A 24,474-nucleotide genomic window follows, 5' to 3' on the forward strand; every position below is an offset into this window, starting at 1 on the left:
GCGAATCGACCCGTGAGCACGCAGCACAGCGAAACCCCAGAGGCCACGTACAGCTTCAAGGACATCGAAGCGAAGTGGGGGCCGGTGTGGGAGCAGACGGGCGTCTTCACGGCTGCGGAGGACGACGCCCGCGAGCGGCGCTACGTGCTGGACATGTTCCCGTACCCCTCGGGCGACCTGCACATGGGCCACGCCGAGGCCTTCGCCATGGGCGACGTCGTGGCGCGCTACTGGCGCCAGTGCGGTTACAACGTCCTGCACCCGATCGGTTGGGACTCCTTCGGTCTCCCCGCGGAGAACGCCGCGATCAAGCGCAACGCGCACCCGGCGGAGTGGACCTACACGAATATCGACACCCAGGCGGCGTCGTTCAAGCGCTACGGCATCAGCGCGGACTGGTCCCGCCGTCTGCACACCTCCGACCCCGAGTACTACCGCTGGACCCAGTGGCTCTTCGCCCGCTTCTACGAGAAGGGGCTGGCCTACCGCAAGAACCACCCGGTGAACTGGTGCCCCAAGGACCAGACCGTCCTGGCCAACGAGCAGGTCGTCGACGGTGCCTGCGAGCGGTGCGGAACACCCGTGACCAAGAAGTCCCTCAACCAGTGGTACTTCCGGATCACGGATTACGCAGACCGGCTGCTCGAGGACATGGACCAGCTCAAGGGGCACTGGCCGGAGCGCGTCCTGCTGATGCAGAAGAACTGGATCGGCCGCTCCGAGGGCGCGCACGTCGACTTCGCCATCGAGGCCGCCGGCGAGCGACCGGAGCAGAAGGTCACCGTCTTCACCACGCGCCCGGACACCCTCTACGGGGCCACGTTCTTCGTGGTCGCCGCGGACGCCGAGCTCGCCGACGAGCTGGTGACCGCCGACCGGCGCGCCGAGCTCGCCGCCTACCAGGAGCGGATCAAGGCCCTCAGCGAGATCGAGCGTCAGTCCACCGAGCGCGAGAAGACCGGCGTCTTCACCGGACGCTATGCGATCAACCCGCTCTCCGGCGAGAAGCTGCCCGTGTGGGCGGCCGACTACGTGCTGGCCGACTACGGGACCGGCGCCATCATGGCCGTGCCCGCCCATGACCAGCGCGACCTCGATTTCGCCCAGACCTTCGACCTACCCGTGCGCGTCGTCGTCGACACCGGCGAGGAGGACCCGGCGGAGACGGGCGTCGCAACGGCCGGAGAGGGCACCCTGGTCAACTCCGGCGAGCTGGACGGCCTGGCCAAGGCCGAGGCGATCGCCCGCGCCGTCGAGATCCTCGAGGCCGCCGGCACGGGGGAGCGGACCGTGAACTTCCGTCTGCGCGACTGGTTGCTCTCGCGGCAGCGCTTCTGGGGCACGCCCATCCCGATCGTCCACTGCCCGGACTGCGGCGAGGTCCCCGTTCCCGACGACCAGCTGCCCGTCCGTCTCCCGGACGACCTGAAGGGCGAGGACCTCGCGCCGCAGGGAACGAGCCCGCTCGCCGCTGCGACCGACTGGGTCAACACCGACTGCCCGGCGTGCGGCGGACCCGCTCAGCGCGACACCGACACGATGGACACGTTCGTCGACTCGTCCTGGTACTTCCTGCGCTACCTGTCCCCGGACTACACGGAGGGGCCGTTCGACCCCGAGGCCGCCCGGCAGTGGATGCCCGTCGGCCAGTACGTCGGCGGGGTGGAGCACGCCATCCTGCACCTGCTCTACGCCCGGTTCTTCACCAAGGTCATCCACGACCTGGGTCTGCTCGAGGTCTCCGAGCCGTTCGCGGCCCTGCTCAATCAGGGGCAGGTGCTCAATGGCGGCAAGGCGATGAGCAAGTCACTCGGCAACGGCGTGGACCTCGGCGAGCAGCTGGACCTGTTCGGCGTCGATGCCGTCCGCCTGACGATGATCTTCGCCTCCCCGCCCGAGGACGACGTCGACTGGGCTGACGTCTCCCCGTCCGGCTCCGCGAAGTTCCTGGCCCGCGCGTGGCGCCTGGCCGGCGACGTCTCGAGCGAGCCGGGCGCCGACCCCGCGGCGGGGGACCCGGGCCTGCGTTCTGTCACGCACCGGACCGTCGCAGAGTCCGCCGAGCTGCTGGACGCGGGCAAGTTCAACGTCGTCGTCGCCAAGCTCATGGAACTGGTCAACGCGACCCGCAAGACCATCGACACCGGTGCGGGCGGGGCGGACCCGGCCGTGCGCGAGGCCGTCGAGGCCGCGGCCGTCATCCTCAGCCTCTTCGCGCCCTACACCGCGGAGGACATGTGGGCCCGCCTCGGCCACGAGCCGTCCGTGGCCAACGCGGGCTGGCCCGCTGTCGACCCGGACCTGCTCGTCGAGGACACCGTCATCGCCGTCGTGCAGATCAAGGGCAAGGTGCGCGATCGTCTCGAGGTCGCCCCCGACATCTCCGAGGACGAGCTACGCGCGGCCGCCCTCGCGTCCTCGGCCGTCCAGCGGATCCTCGACGGTCAGGAGCCCCGGAAGGTGATCGTCCGGGCGCCCAAACTGGTCAACATCGTCACCGCCTGACGCCATGGCAGCCGTGCGTGAGGGGACCGGGACGGGCTGGTTCGCGCGGCTGCGCGGACGGGCCGGCCGCGCGGACCCCTCCCGGTCGGCTCCCCGGCGGGTCGCCGTCGTCACGGACAGTGCTGCGGGGCTGCCGACCGCCTGGCTCGCACCGCACGGCGGCGGCGCGGTCGTGGTCCCCATCCCGGTCCTGATCGCGGGGGAGGAATTCCGGGAGGGGCACGACGACGTCGCGACCAGGCTCGCCATTGCCCTCGCCAGCGGGACTCCGGTCACGACGTCCCGCCCGGGTCCGGGGGCCTTCGCCGTGGTCTACGCGGAGCTCGCCGCGGCCGGGTATGAGTCCATCGTCTCGATCCATCTCTCGGGCCGGCTCTCGGGGACGGTCGATGCCGCCCGCATCGCGGCGGCCCAGGTGCGGCGGGAGCGGAACGTCGAGGTCACCGTCGTCGACTCCCGCACCGCGGGCCTGGCCGAGGGATATCTGGTCCTGGACGCGCTGCAGGCGGCGGCGGCAGGCGCCGGGGCGGAGGCAGTGGCGGCGGCCGCATCCCCGCCTCGGCTGCCCAGCATCGACTTCGTGGTGCCCAGCCTCGAACAGCTGCGGAGGGGCGGACGGATCTCCCGGGCCGCGTCGGTCGTGGGAACCATGCTGGCCGTGAAGCCGTTGCTCTCCGTCCAGGACGGTGCGATCCAGGCGCGTGAGAACCCCAGGACCCTGGCCCGGGCAGTCGCCCGACTCGTCGACGTCGCCCGCGGCGAGGCGGAGGCCGTGATCGCCTCGGGCCGCAGACCGCGCATCGCCCTGCACTACTTCGGTGCCCCGGAGCAGGCCGAGGAGATCCGCCACGAGCTGCTGGATCTGGCGGACGAGGACGTGCAGCTCGTCCCCCTCCCCGCGGTGCTCGGTGCGCACACCGGCATCGGCGTGGTTGCCATCGTCGTGGCCTGACTCGTCCTCCACAGGGCCGGGGCGGAGTGCCGGGATCAACAGGGCCGTCCCGTGCTGCCGGCCCGAGCGGAGGCGCCGCCTAGCGTCGACGCATGGTTCGTCATCGCTGGCAGACACGCCCCGGGGCCGGGATGCAGCCCCCGCCGCCGCAGCGGTTCCGGCTGACCTTCGGCCGGGGAGCCCTGATCTGCGTGCTCGTCGGTGTGCTGGCCTGGATCGCCGTGAGCCTGGTCGTCCGGCCCCTGGTCCTCAGCCCGGACATCGTCGGCACCGTGGCTCTGGAACGCGGGGCGGCCGGCGACGGAGAGGCCGGCGAGCCCGGAGCGGCGGGCGTGTCCGACGGGAGTCCCGCCCGGGACGCGGCGTCGCCCGATCCGACCGATGCGTCCGACCCCTCGGTGGCTACGGAGGGCGGCGGGTTGGACGAGGGGTCAGCGCCCGGCGTCGGCGACGAGCCGTCGATCGTCATCGTCCACGTCGCCGGCGCCGTCGAGAAGCCGGGGGTCTACGAGCTGCCGGCCGGCGCCCGAGTCCATGACGCAGTGGATAGAGCCGGCGGCACGACGGCCGACGCCCAGACGAGCGCAGTGAACCTCGCCGCGGCCGCCGTCGACGGCCAGCAGATCCTGATCCCCACCGAGGACCAGGTGGCTGCCGGAGGCGCGGCACCGTCCCCCGCCGGCCCGGCCGGGGACGGTGTCCGCGTGCCGGTCAACACCGCCGATGCCGCCGGGCTGGAGGAGCTCCCCGGGATCGGGCCTGCTCTAGCGGCCCGGATCATCGAGTTCCGCGAGTCCAACGGTCCCTTCCAGGATCTGGCCGATCTCGACGCCGTCTCCGGAATCGGGCCCGCCATGATGGAGGAGCTCGACGGGCTGGTCTCGTTTTGATTCGGCTCCAGGACCGGGCGCGCACGCTGGGGAAGGCCTGGGAGGCGCTCGGACGGGGACGGCCTCGTCAGGAGCCGGCCCTGGCCCTCCGCCAGCGCCTGCGGGAGGCCACCCGCCTGGATGCGCGGAGCCTGTGTGGGGTCGTCGGCGCCTGGAGTGCGGCCACACTGCTTCCGCCGGGCGAGCCGCTGATCGCAGTCTGGTCCGTGGTCGGCGGCAGCGCGCTGCTGGTCGGTGCCCTCTGGTTCATCTGGCGGAACACCGGTGTCGTGGCATGGTCGTCGCACTGGTGGGGGCCCGTGGCCGTCGCAGCGGCGGGGTTCGTGCTCGTGGGCCTGCCTGTGGCCGCCGCGGCGCTGGCGGGGCACGCGCCGCAGCTGGACGATCATGTCGCCTCCCTCGATACTGTGCGGGCAGAGCTGACCCTCATAGACGATCCGCGCGAGGTCCGGGTTCCCGCGGGCGGGGGTGGGGAGAGCGGCGCAGACGTCGTCGTCGACGGCACCACGCGCCCAGGGGAGCGGGGGAGCGCGGCCGCGCTCACGGCGGACGCGCGCATCGAGCGGTACTACTCCGAGGGCCGCTGGTTCCGCACCGGGACCCCGGTGGTCCTGCGGTTCCCGCCGTTGGAGGCGGGAGCCGCAGAGGGGAAGGGACCCACCGACCTCTCCCGCGGCGACCGGGTATACGGCCTCGTCCGGCTCTCGCCGACCGGTCCGGGGGCCACGCACCGGTTCTGGGCGGAGACCGCCGCGCCCCCGGATATCGTGCGGGCGGAGCGCGGCGGCCTCGCCGACACGCTGCGCGACCGGTTCTCGGACGCTGCCGTGCCCCTTCCGGAATATGGGCGTGCCTTGCTGCCCGGGATGGTCATGGGCGACCGGAGCGGCCAGGACGCTGCACTCGAGGACGCCATGAAGGCCGCCGGACTGGCGCACCTGACGGCGGTGAGCGGGGCCAATTGCGCGCTCGTCATGGGATCGGTTCTCTGGACGGCACGTCTGTGCAGGGCCCCGCGCGGACTCGGCTTCGCCGCCTCGGTCGCCTCGCTCGCGGCGTTCGTCGTCCTCGTCGGCCCGGATCCGAGCGTCATCCGGGCGGCTGCCATGGGCGCGATCGCCTGCGCCGCCGTGTACGGTGGGCGCGGGCGCCGCGCGTTTGCCGCCCTGTGCGCCTGCATCGTCATCCTGCTCGCGGTCGAGCCCGTCCTCGCCGGGGAGCCGGGGTTCCAGCTCTCCGTGCTGGCCACGGCCGGCATCGTCCTCCTCGGCCGGCCCCTCGCTCTCCTGCTGGCACGCGGTGTACCGGGATGGCTGGCCGATGGGCTGGCGATCAGCATCGCCGCCCAGCTCTTCTGCCAGCCGGTCATCCTCCAGATGACACCCACGTTCTCGACGTATTCAGTCCTGGCCAACCTCGTCGTCGCGCCGCTCGTCCCGGTCGTGACAGTCGTCGGAACGCTCGCGCTCGTCGCCGGCCTGCTGCCGGCCATCGTCGTCGCACCCCTCGTCTGGACGGCGGGGCTGCCCGCCCAGGCAGTCGGCGTCGTGGGGACGAGGGTCGCGGCGTGGCCAGAGGCCCGCATGCCGTGGCCCGCGGGCGCGCTCGGGGCGGCCCTCGCGATCTCGATCCTGCTTCTCGCGCTGTCGGCCGTCTGGCTGGCCTCCTCCGAGCAGCGCTCACGGCGGGTGCTCGCCGGCACCGCCGGTACCCTCGCAGGAGCCGTGCTGCTCGGCACCGTCCTCCCCGCCACCCGGTGGTTGGAGCCGGAGGTCGGTCAGTGGCGGGTCGCCGCCTGCGACGTAGGACAGGGCGACGCCTTGATCCTGAACCTCGGCGACCAACGCGCGGCCATGATCGATGTGGGCAACGAACCGGATCTGTTGGCGGACTGCCTCCGCGCCGTCGGCGTCTCCAGCATCGAGCTCCTCTTCATCACGCACCTCCACGCGGATCACTACGGGGCCTGGAGGGAGCTAGCCGACGTAGCGACTATTGGCACCGTCTACTATTCGACCGGGGACCCGGCCGCCGCCGCGGAATGGTCCGCGGAGATGGCAGACCTCACGGGTGTCCGGCCGGCGCAGCTCGCCGCCGGCCGTCACGGGAAGCGAGGACCGGTGGCATGGGAGGTGCTCTCGCCGGCCCACGGTGAGACGCCGCGGAGCGAGAACGACGCTTCGCTCGTCCTCGACATGACCCTGGCCGGGACGCCCGTGCCGCTTCGCCTCCTGGCCACAGGGGACATCGAGATCGAGTCGATGAGTCGCCTGATCGACACGGGCGCGGTGCCCGACGTCGATGTGCTCAAGGTGGCCCACCACGGCGCCCGGAACGGTGGTCTGGAGATTCTGGACGCGGCCCGTCCGGAGGCGGCGATCGTGAGCGTCGGCGCCGACAACAGCTACGGGCACCCTGCACCCGAGATCCGGGCCGGGTTCCGCAAGGCCGGGGTGCCCCTGTTCAGGACGGATGAGCACGGCACCCTCCTGCTCTCCGTCGAGAACGGCTCCGAGGGTCCCGAGCTCGTCGTGAGGTCTCTGCCGGCCGCTCGCGTCCACCGCCGTCGCTACGGGCCGCGGTAGGATCGACTGTCGATCCCGACCCAGGAGGAAACCCATGGCTGCTCCCCGCGCGCGACGCTCCGGCGGTCGGAACGCCGCGGACCCCCACGCGTGGCGTGGCCTCGAGCCCGCCCCCTTGATCCTGCTCACCGGGCCCGAGGAGTACATCGCCGCGCGGAGCGTCGACCGCGTCCGGCGCCGGCTGCTGGAGCGTCGGCCCGACACGGAGGTGACGCGCTTCGACGCCGCGTCCTACAACCGGGGCGAGCTTCTGATGGCTGCCAGTCCGTCACTCTTCGGTGAGGACAAGCACCTCGAGGTCAGCGGCCTGGCGGCCATGAACGAGGACTTCCTCGAGGACGCCCTGCAGTTCCTCCGTCACGGCGCCGACACGGCGACCGTGGTGATGCACCATTCGGGGGGCAACCGAGGCAAGAAGCTGCTGGACGCGGTGAAGAAAGCGGGCGCCGTCGTCGTGGAGTGCCAGCCGCTGAAGAAGGACTCCGACAAGCTCGAGTTCGTCGCGCAGGAATTCAAGGAAAGCCGCCGGCGCATCGACTCCGAGGCGGCCCGTGCGCTCGTCGCCGCCGTCGGCAGTGACCTGTCCGAGCTCGCGGCGGCCTGCAGCCAGCTCGTCCAGGACACGACCGGCGAGGTCACGCACGAAGTCGTCGACCAGTACTTCGGAGGCCGCGTGGAGGCGACCGGATTCAAGGTCGCAGACGCCGCCCTGTCCGGTCGCGGATCGATCGCGCTCTCGACGCTTCGCCACGCGCTCTCGACGGGGACCGATCCGGTCCCGATCGTCGCCGCGCTGGCCGTGAAGCTGCGACAGGTCGCGAAGGTCGCTGGACAGCCGAGGTCGGTCGGGCAGCTGGCCCAGGAGCTGGGCATGCCGCCCTGGCAGGTCCAGCAGGCCCAGGAGCAGGCGCGGTACTGGTCGCAGGGCGACCTGGCGTCGTGCCTCCAGCTGCTCGCGGAGACCGACGCCATGGTGAAGGGTGCCGGGCGCGACCCCGAGTACGCCATCGAGCGGGCCGTCGCACGGATCGCGGCCGCCGCGGGGCGGTAGGCGCCCGACGGCGGCGGCGAGTCGGACCGCCGAGCGGGCATAGCAAAAGGCGGGCCGTTCCGTGGAGGAACGACCCGCCCGAAGCTTGAGCGACCCGACGGCCTAGAGCGCGGCGACCTTCTTGGCGATGGACGACTTGCGGTTGGCAGCCTGGTTCTTGTGCAGCACACCCTTGCTGACGCCCTTGTCGAGCTTGCGGTTGGCCGTGGTCAGGGCGGCCTCGGCGGCCTCCTTGTTCCCGGACTCAACAGCAGCGCCGACCTTGCGGATCAGGGTCTTCAGCTCGGACCTGTATGCGGCGTTGCGCAGACGGGCCTTCTCGTTGGTGAGGATGCGCTTCTTCTGGGACTTGATGTTTGCCACTTAGGTAAACTCTCTTGCTCTTGCGGATAAGGTCTGAGGGTTCTCTCCGAAGCCATTGACTGAGCGGCGTGGGGATACCTTTGGCGACCCCGGAGAACGCGTCCGCCGACCTGCGCGGACACTCAGCTATCCATACTAGCCGTCCGCCGTGCTCGGGGCAATGCCGGCGGGTCGGTGCGGCGTCAGCGGATCAGTCCGTCCGTCACGCGCTCGAAGTGTCTGCGGGGCAGGACTGCCCCCTCCCGCCGTATTCCCTGGGGCAGGAGGCGGATGACGCGGTCGAGCTTGACTTCGCTCTCGCGACCGCGCGGATCCCACGGCCCGGCGCCGATGTCGACGTAGTCGGCGTCGTGGGCCCGGGCGTTGTTGCGATCCCGGCTGGTCAGCATGAGGCCGAGCAGGTAGGCGCCGTCGTGGCCGACGAGCAGGACCGGCCGGTCCTTGCCCTGTCCGAAGTCCTCCTCGTACGGGACCCAGGCCCAGACGATCTCGCCGGGATCCGGGAGCCCGTCCGGTGAGGGGGAGTAAGCGGGAGTGAGCGGTCCCGTGTAGTCGCCGGGGTAGCCGCCGTCGCGCCAGCTGCCGCCGTCGGCTCCGGGCGGGACCGGGCCGTTGCGTCGAGAGCTCTCGGGGGAGGAGGCGGGACGGCCATCTCGGGAACCGCTGCGGGCCCGCTGCACCTCGCGGTAGACCCGGGTGGCGATCCGGGCGAACCGCCTCAACGAACGCATATTGATCTGCATACCGAAAAAAGTATCAGCCGGGTTCATGGGAGAATGATCGGGTCGTCCCGCAGGGAACGATCCCTGCCCCTGTCCGAAAACCCAGCGAGGTCCCCGAAACCGTGTCTCCTTTGGCCCGCAATGCTCCGGCCCCTTCGAAAACCGATCCGTCGGTGATCCGGAACTTCTGCATCATCGCCCATATCGATCATGGCAAGTCCACGCTGGCGGACCGCATGCTCCAGGCCACGGGCGTGGTGCAGCCGCGCGACATGAAGGCCCAGTACCTCGACCGCATGGACATCGAGCGCGAGCGCGGCATTACGATCAAGTCCCAGGCCGTCCGCATGCCGTGGGAGGACGAGAACGGCGTCACCTACGCGCTGAACATGATCGACACCCCGGGACACGTGGACTTCACGTACGAGGTCTCCCGTTCGCTCGCCGCGTGCGAGGGGGCAATCCTCCTCGTGGACGCGGCCCAGGGCATCGAGGCGCAGACCCTGGCGAACCTCTACCTGGCCATGGAGAACGATCTGACGATCATCCCCGTGCTCAACAAGATCGACCTTCCGGCGGCGCAGCCGGAGAAGTACGCCGCAGAGCTGGCGCACCTCATCGGCGGGGACCCCGATGACGTCCTGCGGGTCTCGGGCAAGACCGGCGAGGGGGTCGAGGCGCTGCTTGACGAGATCGTCCGTCAGCTGCCCCCTCCCGTCGGCGACGCGGACGCTCCGGCGCGCGCGATGATCTTCGACTCCGTCTACGACACCTACCGCGGGGTCGTCACCTACATCCGTGTGGTCGACGGCAAGCTGCAGCCGCGCGAGCGGATCAAGATGATGTCGACCGGCGCGACCCATGAGCTGCTCGAGATCGGTGTCAGCGCTCCCGAGCCGGTTCCGACGCAGGGCCTCGGCGTGGGTGAGGTGGGCTATCTCATCACGGGCGTGAAGGATGTGCGCCAGTCCAAGGTCGGTGACACGGTCACGAACCTGAACCGCCCGGCCGAGCAGCAACTCAGCGGCTACGCTGATCCGAAGCCGATGGTGTTCTCCGGCCTCTACCCGATCGACGGCTCGGACTACCCGATCCTGCGCGACGCGCTCGACAAGCTCCAGCTGAACGACGCCGCCCTCGTCTACGAGCCGGAGACCTCCGTGGCCCTCGGCTTCGGCTTCCGGGTCGGGTTCCTCGGCCTGCTCCACCTCGAGATCGTCCGCGAGCGGCTCGAGCGGGAGTTCAACCTCGACCTCATCTCCACGGCTCCGAACGTCGTCTACGACGTCATGACCGAGGACAAGCAGATCGTCACGGTCACCAACCCCAGCGAGTTCCCCGAGGGGAAGATCCTCGAGGTCCGCGAGCCGATGGTCTCCGCCACGGTGATCGCACCGAGCGAATTCGTCGGCGCGATCATGGAGCTCTGCCAGGGCAAGCGCGGCATCCTCGGCGGGATGGACTATCTCTCCGAGGAGCGCGTCGAGATGCGCTATCGCCTCCCGCTGGCCGAGATCGTCTTCGACTTCTTCGACCAGCTCAAGTCGCGCACCCGGGGCTACGCCTCGCTCGACTGGAAGGCGGACGGCGAGCAGACCGCGGATCTGGTCAAGGTCGACATCCTCCTGCAGGGCGATCAGGTCGACGCGTTCAGCGCGATCACCCACAAGGACAAGGCCTACTCGTACGGCGTCATGATGACCCGGAAGCTGCGCGAGCTGATCCCGCGCCAGCAGTTCGAGGTGCCGATCCAGGCGGCGATCGGCTCGCGCATCATCGCCCGTGAGAATATCCGTGCCATCCGCAAGGACGTTCTCGCCAAGTGCTATGGCGGCGACATCAGCCGCAAGCGCAAGCTGCTCGAGAAGCAGAAGGAGGGCAAGAAGCGCATGAAGATGGTCGGCCGCGTCGAGGTGCCCCAGGAGGCCTTCATCGCCGCGCTGTCGTCCGATTCCTCGGCGGACAAGAAGAAGTAGCGTGCCCTCCACCCTCCCGCTGGGCGATCCGGCGCCGTCCGACGGCGTGCTCCCGGCCTCCGCGGGCGTCGGGGCCGCGGAGCGCAGCTTCTCCGTCTACGTGCACATCCCGTTCTGCGCCGTCCGGTGCGGGTACTGCGACTTCAACACCTATACGGCGACGGAGCTCGGCAGCGGCGCGAGCCAGGACGGCTATGCTGCGGCGGCGAGCCGCGAGGTCGTCTTCGGGGCGAAGGCCCTGCGGGCCTCGGGACTCCCGGCCCGGCCCGCCGAGACGGTGTTCTTCGGCGGCGGCACGCCCACGCTGCTGCCGGCATCGGACCTCGTCTCCATTCTCGACACCGTCCGGGAGGAGTGGGGCCTCGCCCCCGGTGCCGAGGTGACGACCGAGGCGAACCCCGAGTCGGTCACCCCGGAGACCTTCCGGATCCTGGCCGAAGGCGGCTTCACCCGCGTCTCGCTGGGCATGCAGTCGGCCGTCCCGCACGTACTGCGGGTCCTCGACCGGACCCACCGCCCGTCCCGAGTGCCGCTGGCCGTGCAGTGGGCCAAGGACGCCGGCCTGCAAGTCAGCGTGGACCTGATCTACGGCACGCCGGGGGAGGCGCTGTCCGACTGGGAGCGCAGCCTGAGCGAAGCGATCTCCTACGCGCCCGATCACATCTCCGCGTATGCGCTCATTATCGAGGAGGGCACGCGGCTCGCCGCCCGGATCCGTCGCGGCGAGGTGCCGGATATCGACGACGACGATCACGCCGACAAGTACCTCCTCGCCGAGCAACTGCTCTCCGCAGCCGGGTTCGGCTGGTACGAGGTCAGCAACTGGTCGCGAGGCCCGGAGAGCGAATGCCGGCACAACCTCGCCTATTGGCGCGGGGGTGACTGGTGGGGCGTCGGGCCGGGTGCGCACTCGCACGCCGGCGGGGTCCGGTGGTGGAACGTCAAGCATCCCGCGGCCTATCAGCGCCGGGTCGACGCCGGGGAGTCGCCGGCGGCCGGGCGCGAGCAGCCGGACGCCGAGGCCCGGCTGCTCGAGGACGTCATGCTGCGCTCCCGGCTCTCGGAGGGACTGGAGCTCCGGCGCCTGCCGGATGCCGCCCGAGAGGCCGTGGCGGGTCTGATCGCCGACGAGCTCGTCGACGGGCCCGAGGTCTTCCGGGGCCGGCTGCGACTCACCCTCAGGGGCCGGCTGCTCGCCGACGCCGTGGTCCGACGACTGCTCGGATTCTGAACCGGTCCTCGGAATGCGGTTCCGGCCGGGCACCGATCACTCGCTGTGCGTGGACTACTTGAAGAGGCGCAGGTTGAAGCGGTAGCGGTAGGGACGCCCGCGGTTCGCCTCGAGGCCGGCGACGAGTCCGTTGACCGTCAGGCCCACCCAGACGGCGACCGCGATGACGGCGAAGAATCCGCCGATGACGGGGATGAGCGTCAGCAGGTTGCAGAGCAGGGCCACCACGGTGAGCGGGAACGTGAAATTCAGGGCCTCGCGGGACTCCTGGGCAGTGAACGGTCCGCGGTCGCGGTAGATGTAGTAGATGACAGCGGACGGAATGCAGCCCAGGATCGCCCCGAAGTGGGCCATGGTGGCCCATTGGCGATCCTGAGTGGGGGTCAGCCGTTCGGCGGCCGGCGAAGAACCGTCAAACTGCGTGCTCGCGCGTTCCGTGGGTTCGCTGTACCTCTCGGGCATGTTGTCCTTTGTCCACCTGTCCTGGTCGTCTGCCGGGATGCCGACACCGCCAGTCTAATGGGGCGAGCCGGGAGGAGCCGCCACGCCGGCACGCCGGCCGCGTCCGCGTCCACGTGGGACGGGCGACGCGATGCCGTCACAGCCCGGCCACTCAGCCGCCGTCGGCCGTGAGGAAATCGATGACCTCCTCGACTCTGCCGAGCAGGCTCGGCTCGAGGTCGGCATAAGTGCGCACGGCCCCGAGTAGTCGCTTCCATCCGTCCGCGACGTCCGCCTGCGATTCATGGGGCCATCCGAGCCCACGCAGGATCCCGGTCTTCCAGTCGAGCCCGCGGGGCACCACCGGCCAGGACTCGATGCCGATGACCTGCGGCTTGATGGCCTGCCAGACGTCCACGTACGGGTGTCCGACGACCAGCAGGTTGCCGGAGGCGCCGGGCACCCGCATGGCCTCGTCGGCGATCCGGGACTCCTTGGACCCCGGGACGAGGTGGTCCACGAGGACTCCGAGCCGGCGTTTCGGGCCGGGAGCGAACTCGCGCACCAGTCCCGCGAGGTCGTCGACCCCGTGCAGGGGTTCGACGACGATGCCCTCCACGCGCAGGTCGTGGCCCCAGACCTTCTCGACGAGCTCGGCGTCGTGCTTGCCCTCGACCCAGATGCGCGAGGCCCGGGCTTCGCGTGCGCGGTGGTCCTGGACGACGACCGAGCCCGAGGCCGAGCGCAGGGAGCCGGTTGGAGGCTTCCGCTGGGGCGGGACGAGTTCGATGGGTTCGCCGTCGAGGAGGAATCCGAACCCCAGGGGGAAGCTCTTGGTCCGCCCGCTGCGGTCCTCCAGGGCCACTGTGATCATTCCGCCGACGCGTTCGATCCGGACCACGGCACCGACCCAGCCGGACTCGACGTCCTCGAGGACCATGTCCCGCTCTGCGGGGACCCGGCGGAGCTCCCTCTTCTGCTGCGGGGCGAGCTGCTGCGCACCCCAGGAGTAGTCGAACATGCGGCTCCTTCGGGTGGCGGTCGGGGCGTGCGGCGGCGCGGGGAGGCCGGTGCGCTCCACGCCCACCGGAAACCTGCGGGCGCGGTCTGCCGGCGATCATGCTAGCAAGGCCCCATCCGTACTAGACTTAGCACTTGAACGTGTCGAGTGCTAAGCAGTGGAGACGGAGGAGAACGATGTCCGATGCACGCCGCCTCGAGGTCCTGCGAGCCATCGTCGAGGACTTCGTCCAGTCCCGGGAGCCCGTGGGCTCCAAGGCGCTCCTGGACCGGCACAATCTGGGTGTCTCGGCGGCGACCGTGCGCAACGACATGGCCCTGCTCGAGGAGGAGGGCCTGATCGTCGCGCCGCACACCTCGTCCGGCAGGATCCCCACCGAGCGCGGCTACCGTCAGTTCGTCGACCGGATCGAGGAGGTCCGGCCGCTCTCGCCCGCAGAGCGGCGCGCGATCCACTCGCTCATGGAGGGCGCCGCCGACGTCGACGACATCCTCGAGGGCACCGTGCGCCTGCTGGCGCAGCTGACGAATCAGGTCGCCGTCCTCCAGGTCCCGCAGTTCAGCAACACGGCGGTGCGGCACATCGAGCTGGTAGGGCTGGGGGACCGTCGGGTGCTCGTCGTGCTCATCGGCTCGAATGGCAAGGTGGAGCAGCGGGTCGTACACTTGCAGGCCGATGTCTCGGACGAGGACCTGGTCCTCGTGAAGACGACGCTGCTGAACTCTCTGCACGGTCGCCGCCTGGATGAGATCGGCGGTCTGCTCGGCACGGCGGTCCACGCACTCCCACCGGCTCTCCAGTCCACCGGCGACGAGATCGCGGCAGCCGTCCACGGGCTCTCGGAGCACGGAGTCGTCGACCGGATCATCATGGCCGGGACGGCGAATCTGGCACGCTCGGATCGGGACTTCGCCCTGACCATCACGCCGGTGCTGGAGGCCCTCGAGGAGCAGGTGGTGCTGCTGCGCCTCCTCTCCGAGATGGAACTCGACGCGCGCGGCATCGCCGTGAAGATCGGACGGGAGAACGTCTACGACGGACTCACGGAGACGTCGGTGGTCGCCACGGGGTACGGCCCCGAACAGCGCGCGAAGGTCGGCGTTCTCGGGCCCACGCGCATGGACTACGGGAGCTCCATGTCGGCCGTCCGTGCGGTGGCCCGCTACCTATCCCGCATTCTCGCCGGCTGACCGGCGAGACCAACAGACGTGGGTCCGCCTCCTTGGTTGGACTGACAGACGGACGTTCGAAAGGACAGAGTTAGCAACGTGAGCGACTACTACGAGGTGCTGGGCGTCTCCCGGGACGCCTCCGCCGAGGAGATCAAGAAGGCCTACCGCAAGCTGGCCCGGAAGCTGCACCCGGACGTGAACCCGGGTGCCGATGCGTCCGACCAGTTCAAGCAGGTCACCCGCGCCTACGAAGTCCTCTCGGACCCGCAGAAGCGTCAGAACTACGACGCCACCGGCGACGAGAACGGGAACCCGCAGGGCTTCGGCGGCGGGTTCGGGGACGCTGGATTCGGCGGCTTCGGGGACATCTTCGAGCAGTTCTTCGGCGGTGGCGGACAGTCCGGGCCGGTCTCGCGCACGCAGCGCGGCCGCGACGCGCTCATCACGGCGTCGATCTCGCTGAAGGACGCCGTCCAGGGCGTGGTCTACCCGCTCGAGATGGAGACCGCCGTGACCTGCGGGACCTGCCAGGGCAGCTGCTGCCGCCCCGGCACCTCTCCGAAGACCTGCCCCAACTGTCAGGGCCGCGGCAAGGTCCAGCGGCCCGTTCGCTCCGTCCTGGGGCAGATGATGACCCTCGAGACCTGCCACATCTGCCGCGGCCACGGGGACGTCATCGAGGACCCCTGCAACGAGTGCAACGGCCAGGGGCGCGTCCGCGAGCACGTCAGCAAGCAACTGAAGGTGCCCGCCGGTGTGGCCTCCGGCACGCGCATCCACCTCGCCGGGCAGGGTGAGGCAGGCCCCGGCGGTGGTCCTGCCGGAGACCTCTACGTGGAGATCGACGTGCGCCGCCATGCCGTGTTCGAGCGCGACGGCAACGATCTGCACGCCGTCATGAACATCCCCATGACGGCCGCGATCCTCGGCGCCGATATGAAGCTGGACACCTTCGACGGCGAGCAGGACATCACGGTCGAGCCCGGCACGCAGTCGGGGCAGACGATCCGGCTCCGGGAGCTCGGCGTGCCCCGGCTGCGGGGGTCGGGCCGCGGCGACCTCATCGTGACGCTGCAGGTCGAGACGCCCACCAAGCTCACGGACGAGGAGCGGGAGCTGATCGAGAAGCTGGCCGAGCTGCGCGGGGAGGTCGTCGCCGAGGGCCGCCTCGCCGAGCGTGGCGGCATGTTCTCGCGACTGTTCGAGAAGCTCGGTCACCGGAACTAGGCGTCCGGCGATGAGCAACCAGGCGTTCCTGGCGGCAGACGGGCAGCTCGACGGCGTCGAGCCGGGATCGCTCGTCACCGTCGACGGCGACGAGGGACACCACGCGGTGACGGTCAAACGCGTCCGACCGGGCGAAGGACTCGACCTGCTGGGCGGTCGCGGTCGCCGGGCCGCGGTCACGGTGGCGGACGTCGCCAAGCGTTCCTTCACGGCGCGCGTCGACCGGATCGTGGACGAGCCAGGGCCGGGGACCCGGGTGGTGCTGGTCCAGGCACTGGCCAAGGGCGACCGGGACCTGCAGGCCGTGGAGGCCGCCGTCGAACTCGGCGTCTCCGCCGTCGTGCCCTGGCAGGCGGAGCGGTGCGTGGTGCGCTGGGGCGGCGAGAAGACCGCCAAGGGACGCCAGAAGTGGGAGTCCACGGTCCGGTCGGCGGTCAAGCAGTCCCGACGCGCCTGGATTCCCGAGGTCGGCGTGCCCAGCACGACGGCGCAGCTCGCCGCCACGATCGGCGATCCGTCCGTGTCTGGGCCGCTGCAGAGCGCGGATCCCCACGGGCCGTCCGGCTCGCCCCGGCTGGTGCTCGTCCTCCACGAGGCCGCAGCCGAGCCGTTGACCGCACGAGTCCGCGCCGCCCTGCAGGACCTGGAGGCGGGATCCTCCCTCGGCGAGGTCTGGCTCCTGGTCGGCCCCGAGGGCGGGATCTCCGAACCGGAGATCGAGACGCTGCGGGCCGCCGGTGCACTGCCGGCCGTGCTCGGCCGTCACGTCCTGCGGTCCGGGACCGCCGGGCCGGCGGCGCTCGTCCTGACCCGTCACCTGGTCGGAGAGCTCGACTGATCATGCGGCGGAGGCCCGACCCGCGGCGGCGGCGGCCTCTCGGCGACTAGTCCTCGGCGGCGACCCTGAAGACCTTGGACTCCCGTCCGGCCACCGAGCCGTCGCCGTCCTCGCCCCAGACCGAGACGCGGTAGAGCCCGTCGTCGAGGACCACGGGCACATCGAACTGGTCCTCGGGCAGATCGCCACGTCCGACGTCGACGACGCCACCGTCGACCGGAACCGGATTCTCCAGCAGGTCGGCCTCCGTGCCGGTGCCCGCGGAGCCGATCCGCTCGACCCGCCAGTGCATGCCGCCCGGGTAGTCGATGCCGACGCCGGTCACGTGGACCGTGCCGGGCGAGCGGAGCGAGCCGAACTGGGGCTCGATGATCCAGATCGGCGCCCGCAGCTCCGGGATCCGCGGCATCGGCTCGCCTGTCCGCAGGTGCCCGAACACCTCCCGATCGCTCCGGCCGTCCACGAGGAGGCGGACGCTCGGGCTCGAAGCATCGGAGAGCAGCCCTGCGGACGCGGCCGCTGCCGTCGCGGTGTAGACGATCTGCTGGACGGCCAGGCGGGCGTCGTCGGCGTCGAGGGTGCGGCGGAAGGCGTCGGAGGAGATGTCCACCGTGATGACGTTGTCCACGTCGATGGAGGCTCCGACCGTGGGCGTCGGGCTCAGGAGCGAGGCGTACTCCGAGTCGTAGGGCATGCCGTTGAGGAGGTGCCGCAGCGCGGTCACCACGGGGTCGCCGTGGTCGTGGGCGCGGACGAACTCCCGGTAGAGCCGGCGCTCACCGTCGACCGTTCCGACCCAGTAGACAGGGGAGAGCTGCTTCGAGGAGAGGTCCTCCTCGCGGCCGTCCGCCGAGGACCCGACGCCGCTGGGGGCGTGGGTGGGCGCGGCCGTGCTCAGGTGGGTCGCCATGGAGGCATCCTCGACCGGCGCGCACGCCGTGAGCACGCAGAGGCACGCGGACGAGGCTGCAGCCCAGCGGGCCAGCTTCAGTCTGCGGTGCGTCGATTCCATCCATGTCCTCGGCTCGGCGGGGCCCGGGTCTGCTGTGGTCCGGGTCCCGGTGGTTCTGGGGCCGGCCTCCATTGGCCGCGTCGAGCACGCGCGCACGCGGTTTGGCCGCGCGCACAGTGCACCGCAACAGCGTGCCACACCGGGGGCCCCAGCGCACCCGGTTCCGCAGGCTCCCGTGGAATCGTTTCCCGATCGAGACCAAAGGCGGGGTGTGGCGCCCCCTCCGTGCTCTCGCCGTGACCTGCGGTCCCGCGGGGTCGACGCCTCACCCGGTTCGCGTCCTGCGGGCCCCGACGGTCCCACGGCTCTGCATACCCGTCCGCAGGGGCTCGCGTAGACTGGACGGCGGCACGTCACAGGCGTGCTGCGGCGACAGCGCCGCTCGATTCACGCAGGAGGCGTTCCCGCTTTTATGACCCAGGACCGAGACGCACGGGTGACCCGGGAGCAGGGCACCGACCCAGTTCGGGAGTCGGCTGCTGGCTCCGACGACGGCGGCCCGGCCGGGGACGTCGGGCCCGTGCATGTGGTGACGTTCGGATCGACCGAGCAGATGGTCGCCTCGCTCGGCGCCCATGACGAGGTCCTACGGATCCTGGAGTCGGTGTACCCGGCTGCCACGCTGCACGTCCGCGGGAACGAGCTCTCCATCGGCGGTGCCGGACCGCACGCGGACAAGGCGCTCCGCGTGGTCCAGGAGGCCAGGACGCTGGCCGGCAAGGGGACGCGCGTGAACCCGCAGCTCGTGGAGCAGCTGGTCCGCATGGTCAATGAGGGCCAGCCGGCGGCGCCGGCGGGGGAGATCTTCGGGCTGAACATCCTGTCCAGCCGAGGCCGCAGCATCCGGCCCAAGACCGTGAACCAGAAGACCTACGTCGATGCCATCGACGATCACACGGTGATCTTCGGCATCGGCCCGGCCGGAACGGGCAAGACTTACCTGGCCATGGCCAAGGCGGTCCAAGCGCTCCAGGCCAAGGAGGTCAGCCGGATCATCCTGACCCGCCCCGCGGTCGAGGCGGGGGAGAAGCTCGGCTTCCTGCCGGGAACTCTGACGGACAAGATCGACCCGTACCTGCGGCCCCTCTACGACGCGCTGCACGACATGATCGATCCCGAGTCGATCCCGCGCCTGATCGCCGCGGGGACGATCGAGGTGGCTCCGCTGGCCTACATGCGCGGCAGGACGCTCAACGACGCGTTCATCATCCTGGACGAGGCCCAGAACACCACGCCCGAGCAGATGAAGATGTTCCTGACCAGGCTCGGCTTCGGGTCCAAGATCGTCGTCACCGGCGACGTCACCCAGGTGGACCTGCCGGGTGGCACCAGCTCGGGTCTGCGGGTCGTCACGGACATCCTCCGCGGCGTCGAGGACATCGCCTTCTGCGAGCTCAGCGCCTCGGACGTGGTCCGGCACCGGCTGGTCTCGGACATCGTCACCGCCTACGAGGTCTGGGGCAACGAGCACGACGACGCCGCGGGACAGTCCCGTCGCTCGCCGTCCGATCGTCGGCGTGCTCCCCGCCGCTCCGCCGCGGGCACGCGTGCCGACGACGGTGCGCGGACGACCCGCAATCCCGCCGACGGCGCGCCCGGCAACGAGGCCGCGGACGGCGCCGCCACAGAGAGGAAGGGCGCCTAGATGGCGGTCGACGTCAACAACGAATCCGCCGTCGACGCGGACCTGGAGTCGATAGCGGCCCTCGGTCGCCACATCCTCCAGCAGCTCTACGTCCATCCCGAGACCGAGGTGTCCGTCATCCTCGTCGACGAGGAACCCATGGAGCGGCTGCACTTGGAGTGGATGGACCTGCCGGGACCCACCGACGTCATGTCCTTCCCGATGGACGAGCTCAGCCCCGGACGCCCCGGGTCTCAGACACCGCCCGGCACGCTGGGCGACATCGTCATCTGCCCGCAGGTGGCCCGCGAGCAGGCGCGTCGCGGCGGGCACTCGACCGCCGACGAGCTCCTCCTGCTCACCACCCACGGCATGCTCCACCTGCTCGGCTTCGATCACGGCGAGCCGGCGGAGCGGGAGGAGATGTTCACGCTCCAGCGGAACCTTCTCGCGGAGTTCCTGGGCCGGCCCGCGCCCCAGGAGACGATCGATTGATCGTTCTGGTCCTGACCGCCCTCGCGGTCTTCTGCGTCTCCTGCGCGGCGCTCCTCACCGCCGCCGAGTCCGCGTACTTCTTCCTCTCCCGCCAGCGGGCAGAGCAGATGCTCGCGGAGCGCCCGCGGCCGAAGCTGCGCCGTATCCTCGCCGACCCCGCGCCGCACACGCAGGCGGTCCGCTTCTGGCGCATCTGGTTCGAGACGGCCGCCGCAGTCGCGCTCGGCATCCTCTACCACGACCTGCTCGACAACCTGTTCCTCGCCGGCCTGCTCGCCACGGCCTCGATGGCCGCCGTCGGGTTCGTCCTGGTCGGGGTGTCCCCGCGACGCCTGGGCCGGCTGCACGCCGACCGCGTCGTGGTGCTGACCGCCCCGCTGGTCCGCTTCCTGCGCTGGATCCTCGGGCCCGTGCCGTCCTGGTTGACGGCGCTCGGCTCCCGGCTCAGCCCGGGCGACCACGCCGACGACGAGGCCTTCTTCACGGAGGAGCAGTTCCGCGACATGGTCGACCGCGCCAACGAGGCGGACGTGCTCGAGGACGTCGAGGCGGACCTGATCCACTCCGTCTTCGAGCTCGGCGACACCCGGGTGCGCGCGGTCATGGTGCCGCGGACCGACATGGTCACCGTGGACGCCGGGACGGACCTGCACTCGAGCATGTCGCTGTTCCTCCGCTCGGGCTGCTCCCGCATCCCGGTCATCCGGGACAGCGCCGACCAGGTGCTCGGCGTCGTCTACCTCAAGGACGTCGCGGCGGCGGTCCACGCCCGGCACGACGACGACCGGCGGATCGAGGACCTCGCCCGCGACGTCCGCTACGTTCCCGAGTCCAAGGGCGTCGCCGAACTCCTCCAGGAGCTCCAGCACGAGTCCACGCACGTCGCGATCGTCATCGACGAGTACGGGGGCACGGCGGGCCTCGTGACCCTCGAGGACCTCATCGAGGAGATCGTCGGCGAGATCGACGACGAGTACGATGCGACCCGATACGAGACCGAGGAGGTCGAGCCGGGCGTGTTCCGGATCGATGCCCGGCTCGCGATCGACGACCTGGGGGAGATCTTCGACAAGGAGTTCGACGAGGAGGAGGTCGACACCGTCGGAGGGCTCCTCGCCAAGACCCTCGGCCGGGTCCCGATCGTCGGCTCGGAGGTCTCGGTGGGCGGGCTCCGCCTCCATGCCGAGAGCCTCGAGGGCCGGCGCAACCGGGTGGGGCGCATCCTCGTCTGGCGCGAGGGCCCCGGCCAGACCGAACTGCAGGACGGCTCCGTAGGGCGCCGGACCACCGAAGACATCGCCGAGGAGACCGCATGAAGAAATCAGACCGCGACGTGGACCTGCCCGTCAGCAAGACCGCAGCCGGTGGCGAACTGTTCCGCTCCGAGATCCCGGAGGGCTACCGGGCAGGCTTCGCCTCCTTCGTCGGCCGGCCCAACGCCGGGAAATCGACGCTGACCAACTCCCTCGTGGGGCGCAAGGTCGCCATCACGTCGAACAAGCCGCAGACGACGCGTCACACCATCCGGGGAATCGTCCACCGCGACGACGCCCAGTTGGTGCTCGTCGACACTCCGGGCCTGCACCGGCCCCGGACCCTGCTGGGGCAGCGCCTCAATGATCTGGTGGCGGAGACCCTCTCCGAGGTCGACGTCGTCGGCTTCTGCCTCCCCGCCAACGAGAAGATCGGGCCGGGGGACCGGTTCATCGGGCAGCAGCTCGGCCTGCTCCAACGCAAGCCCGTCGTCGCCGTCGTCACCAAGGCTGACCTGGTCTCCCGCGACGCTCTCGCGGAGCAGCTGCTGAGCGTCACCCGCCTCGGCGAGGAGATCATCGACGGCGGCGGCTTCGCTGCCATCGTCCCCGTCTCCGCAACCAAGGACTACCAGGTGGACGAGGTCGCCGACGTCCTGGTGGGGCTGCTGCCGGAATCGCCGCCGCTGTACCCGGACGGGGAGCTGACCGACGAGCCCGAGATCAAGATGGTCGCCGAGCTCATCCGCGAGGCCGCCCTCGAGGGCGTCCGCGACGAGCTGCCGCACTCGCTCGCCGTGGTGGTCGAGGAGATGATCCCGCGCGAGGACCGGCCGGCGGACAAACCGCTGATCGACATCCACGTCAACCTCTACGTGGAGCGTCCCTCGCAGAAGGCGATCATCATCGGCAAGGGTGGCACGCGGCTGCGCGAGGTCGGCTCCCGGTCGCGCAAGAGCATCGAGGCGCTGCTCGGCGTGCGCGTCTTCCTCGACCTGCACGTGAAGGTCGCCAAGGAGTGGCAGCGCGACCCCAAGCAGCTCGGGCGGCTCGGCTTCTGAGCCGCCCGCCGGAGCGGTCCGCGGTCGCAATAATGCCGCGGCGACTTGCGGCGTCGGCCCGCGCCGGTGCTAGCGTGTGCCCATGCGTTGGACGTCGCTTCTTCTAGTTCGCCGCGGTGAGGGCCCACGGGGAGACTGATCCCCCAGGCCGACCCCTCACTGCGGAGACTTCGTGCTGCCGGCCGTGCTCCCACGGGAGCGAGTCCCAACCGCTAGAAAGACAGAGGCGTCACCACCATGAACAACGCTCAGAAGCCCTCCGGAATGCCGATCCACAAGTACGTGCCGTTCCAGGAGCAGATCCAGGTCGACCTCCCGGACCGCACCTGGCCGGACAAGGTCGCGACCAAGGCCCCGCGCTGGTGCGCGGTCGACCTCCGCGACGGCAACCAGGCCCTGATCGACCCGATGAACGCCGAGCGCAAGCACAAGATGTTCGATCTGCTGGTCCGCATGGGCTTCAAGGAGATCGAGGTCGGCTTCCCCTCGGCCTCGCAGACCGACTTCGACTTCGTCCGCCAGCTGATCGAGGGTGATCGGATCCCGGAGGACGTCACCATCCAGGTCCTCACCCAGTCCCGCGAGCACCTGATCCAGCGGACGTACGAGGCCATCGACGGCGCCAGGAACGCGATCGTCCACCTCTACAACTCGACATCGGTGCTGCAGCGCCGCGTCGTCTTCCGCCAGGACGAGGACGGCATCGTCGACATCGCCACGTCCGGCGCCCGGCTCTGCAAGAAGTTCGAGGAGACGCTGAGCCCGGGAACCAGCGTCACCTACGAGTACTCGCCCGAGTCGTACACCGGCACCGAGCTGGAGTTCGCGAAGCGCATCTGCGACGCCGTCGCGGACGTCCTCGAGCCGACCCCCGAGCGCCCCCTGATCCTCAACCTGCCGGCCACGGTCGAGATGTCGACGCCGAACGTCTACGCCGACTCCATCGAGTGGATGCACCGCAACCTGAAAAACCGTGAGTCCATCTGCCTGTCCCTGCACCCGCACAACGACCGGGGCACCGGCGTCGCCGCCGCGGAGCTGGGATACCTCGCCGGCGCGGACCGGATCGAGGGCTGCCTCTTCGGCAACGGCGAGCGGACGGGCAACGTCGACCTGGTGACGCTGGGGATGAACCTCTTCACCCAGGGCGTGGACCCGCAGATCGACTTCTCGAACATGGACGAGATCCGGCGCACCGCGGAGTACTGCAACCAGCTCAAGGTCCCCGAGCGCTCGCCCTGGGCCGGCGACCTCGTCTTCACGGCGTTCTCCGGCTCGCACCAGGACGCGATCAAGAAGGGCTTCGAGGACATGGAGGCCCGTGCGGCCGCCGAGGGCAAGGCCGTCGACGATCTGGTCTGGGGCGTCCCGTACCTGCCCGTCGACCCGCGCGACATCGGACGGTCCTACGAGGCCGTCATCCGCGTCAACTCGCAGTCCGGCAAGGGCGGCATCGCCTACCTGCTCAAGCACGACTACCACCTGGACCTGCCGCGCCGCGCGCAGATCGAGTTCTCCGGCGTCATCCAGCGCAAGACCGACGGCGACGGCGGCGAGATGAGCTCGGAGGCCATCTGGGAGACGTTCCAGGACGAGTACCTGCCCACTGGCTCCGGCGCGACCGGAGGGTCGTGGGGGCACTACCGGCTGGCCTCGGCGACCGCCACGACGCGCGAGGACGGCTCCTTCTCGCTGGACGCCAAGCTGCTGGTCGACGGCACGGCCACTGAGCGCAGCGCCAGCGGCACGGGGCCCATCAACGCCCTGGCCACGATCCTGGCCGAGGACGGCGTCGACGTCCGCGTGCTCGACTACTCGGAGCACGCCCTCAGCGAGGGCGGCACCGCCACGGCCGCGGCGTACGTGGAGTGCGCGATCGGCGAACGCGTCCTCTGGGGCGTCGGGATCGACGCGAACACGGCGACTGCGGCCATGCGCGCCGTGATCTCCGCCGTGAACCGGGCGATCCGGGACCGCGCCGAGGAGGCCTGACCGGCCCGGGCCGGGCTCCCGCCCGAGGCGCGGGGTCCGGAGCCGGGCCCCGCACCGGTTCGG

The 24,474-nt window shown here is 70.5% G+C and carries 20 protein-coding genes; 15 read left to right on the forward strand and 5 right to left on the reverse strand.

Features of this window, described 5'->3' with window-relative positions:
* Positions 1–12 precede the first annotated feature (12 nt).
* The 5 genes from leuS (at position 13) to holA (ending at position 7,983) form a co-directional block, all read left to right on the forward strand.
* On the forward strand, positions 13–2,505 hold the full coding sequence (leuS, locus tag RIN46_RS04435) for a leucine--tRNA ligase (protein ID WP_309079791.1): 2,493 nt from the start codon (positions 13–15) through the stop codon (positions 2,503–2,505).
* 4 nt (positions 2,506–2,509) lie between these two features.
* The gene (locus RIN46_RS04440) at positions 2,510–3,457 is read left to right on the forward strand and encodes a DegV family protein (protein ID WP_309079790.1); all 948 of its coding nucleotides are present in this window, start codon (positions 2,510–2,512) and stop codon (positions 3,455–3,457) included.
* Positions 3,458–3,549: 92 nt separating this feature from the next.
* Positions 3,550–4,347: a ComEA family DNA-binding protein gene (locus tag RIN46_RS04445; RefSeq protein WP_309079789.1), complete on the forward strand. Its 798-nt coding sequence runs from the start codon at positions 3,550–3,552 to the stop codon at positions 4,345–4,347.
* Positions 4,344–6,932 (forward strand): ComEC/Rec2 family competence protein, encoded by a 2,589-nt coding sequence (locus RIN46_RS04450; RefSeq protein ID WP_309079788.1) that lies wholly within the window; start codon positions 4,344–4,346, stop codon positions 6,930–6,932. Before RIN46_RS04445 ends, RIN46_RS04450 begins: the two co-directional genes overlap by 4 nt.
* A 34-nt stretch (positions 6,933–6,966) precedes the next feature.
* Positions 6,967–7,983, forward strand: a complete 1,017-nt coding sequence (holA, locus tag RIN46_RS04455) for a DNA polymerase III subunit delta (RefSeq protein WP_309079787.1) — start codon at positions 6,967–6,969, stop codon at positions 7,981–7,983.
* Positions 7,984–8,085: 102 nt separating this feature from the next.
* Here holA and rpsT read toward each other — a convergent pair whose 3' ends face one another.
* Together rpsT and RIN46_RS04465 are read right to left on the reverse strand one after the other, a co-directional pair.
* Positions 8,086–8,346 (reverse strand): 30S ribosomal protein S20, encoded by a 261-nt coding sequence (rpsT, locus tag RIN46_RS04460; RefSeq protein ID WP_309079786.1) that lies wholly within the window; start codon positions 8,344–8,346, stop codon positions 8,086–8,088.
* A gap of 182 nt (positions 8,347–8,528) precedes the next feature.
* Entirely contained in the window at positions 8,529–9,077 is a 549-nt protein-coding gene (locus RIN46_RS04465; protein WP_309079785.1) for a type II toxin-antitoxin system PemK/MazF family toxin, read from the reverse strand.
* Positions 9,078–9,190: 113 nt separating this feature from the next.
* Here RIN46_RS04465 and lepA point away from each other — a divergent pair, with 113 nt between their 5' ends.
* Entirely contained in the window at positions 9,191–11,044 is a 1,854-nt protein-coding gene (gene lepA / locus RIN46_RS04470) for a translation elongation factor 4 (RefSeq protein ID WP_309079784.1), read from the forward strand.
* Position 11,045: 1 nt separating this feature from the next.
* Complete coding sequence (hemW, locus tag RIN46_RS04475) at positions 11,046–12,275, forward strand: radical SAM family heme chaperone HemW (protein WP_309079783.1); 1,230 nt, start codon at positions 11,046–11,048, stop codon at positions 12,273–12,275.
* Positions 12,276–12,329: 54 nt separating this feature from the next.
* Here hemW and RIN46_RS04480 read toward each other — a convergent pair whose 3' ends face one another.
* A complete protein-coding gene (locus tag RIN46_RS04480) occupies positions 12,330–12,737 on the reverse strand; it encodes a DUF4870 domain-containing protein (RefSeq protein ID WP_309079782.1) in 408 nt (135 codons plus the stop codon).
* 151 nt (positions 12,738–12,888) lie between these two features.
* The gene (locus tag RIN46_RS04485; protein WP_309079781.1) at positions 12,889–13,737 is read right to left on the reverse strand and encodes a DUF3097 domain-containing protein; all 849 of its coding nucleotides are present in this window, start codon (positions 13,735–13,737) and stop codon (positions 12,889–12,891) included.
* 176 nt (positions 13,738–13,913) lie between these two features.
* Here RIN46_RS04485 and hrcA point away from each other — a divergent pair, with 176 nt between their 5' ends.
* The 3 genes from hrcA to RIN46_RS04500 all read left to right on the forward strand — a co-directional run bounded on the left by hrcA (position 13,914) and on the right by RIN46_RS04500 (position 16,974).
* Complete coding sequence (gene hrcA, locus RIN46_RS04490; protein WP_309079780.1) at positions 13,914–14,927, forward strand: heat-inducible transcriptional repressor HrcA; 1,014 nt, start codon at positions 13,914–13,916, stop codon at positions 14,925–14,927.
* Positions 14,928–15,005: 78 nt separating this feature from the next.
* Complete coding sequence (dnaJ, locus tag RIN46_RS04495) at positions 15,006–16,136, forward strand: molecular chaperone DnaJ (RefSeq protein WP_309079779.1); 1,131 nt, start codon at positions 15,006–15,008, stop codon at positions 16,134–16,136.
* A gap of 10 nt (positions 16,137–16,146) precedes the next feature.
* Complete coding sequence (locus tag RIN46_RS04500; protein ID WP_309079778.1) at positions 16,147–16,974, forward strand: 16S rRNA (uracil(1498)-N(3))-methyltransferase; 828 nt, start codon at positions 16,147–16,149, stop codon at positions 16,972–16,974.
* 46 nt (positions 16,975–17,020) lie between these two features.
* Here the strand turns inward: RIN46_RS04500 and RIN46_RS04505 are convergent, their stop codons facing one another.
* Positions 17,021–17,986, reverse strand: a complete 966-nt coding sequence (locus tag RIN46_RS04505) for a GerMN domain-containing protein (RefSeq protein ID WP_309079777.1) — start codon at positions 17,984–17,986, stop codon at positions 17,021–17,023.
* Positions 17,987–18,539: 553 nt separating this feature from the next.
* Here RIN46_RS04505 and RIN46_RS04510 point away from each other — a divergent pair.
* From RIN46_RS04510 to leuA, 5 genes are all read left to right on the forward strand, one after another.
* Complete coding sequence (locus RIN46_RS04510) at positions 18,540–19,631, forward strand: PhoH family protein (protein WP_309080119.1); 1,092 nt, start codon at positions 18,540–18,542, stop codon at positions 19,629–19,631.
* Complete coding sequence (gene ybeY, locus RIN46_RS04515; protein ID WP_309079776.1) at positions 19,632–20,105, forward strand: rRNA maturation RNase YbeY; 474 nt, start codon at positions 19,632–19,634, stop codon at positions 20,103–20,105.
* Positions 20,102–21,421, forward strand: coding sequence for a hemolysin family protein (locus RIN46_RS04520; protein ID WP_309079775.1), 1,320 nt, complete (start codon positions 20,102–20,104; stop codon positions 21,419–21,421). The genes ybeY and RIN46_RS04520 overlap by 4 nt, the downstream gene beginning before the upstream one ends.
* Positions 21,418–22,419 carry a GTPase Era gene (era, locus tag RIN46_RS04525; RefSeq protein ID WP_309079774.1) on the forward strand — a complete coding sequence of 334 codons (1,002 nt, stop codon included), beginning with the start codon at positions 21,418–21,420 and terminating at the stop codon, positions 22,417–22,419. The genes RIN46_RS04520 and era overlap by 4 nt, the downstream gene beginning before the upstream one ends.
* Positions 22,420–22,656: 237 nt before the next feature.
* Positions 22,657–24,411 (forward strand): 2-isopropylmalate synthase, encoded by a 1,755-nt coding sequence (gene leuA, locus RIN46_RS04530; protein ID WP_309079773.1) that lies wholly within the window; start codon positions 22,657–22,659, stop codon positions 24,409–24,411.
* Positions 24,412–24,474: the final 63 nt, after the last annotated feature.

Source organism: Zhihengliuella sp., assembly GCF_031178195.1.
GTDB lineage: Bacteria > Actinomycetota > Actinomycetes > Actinomycetales > Micrococcaceae > Zhihengliuella.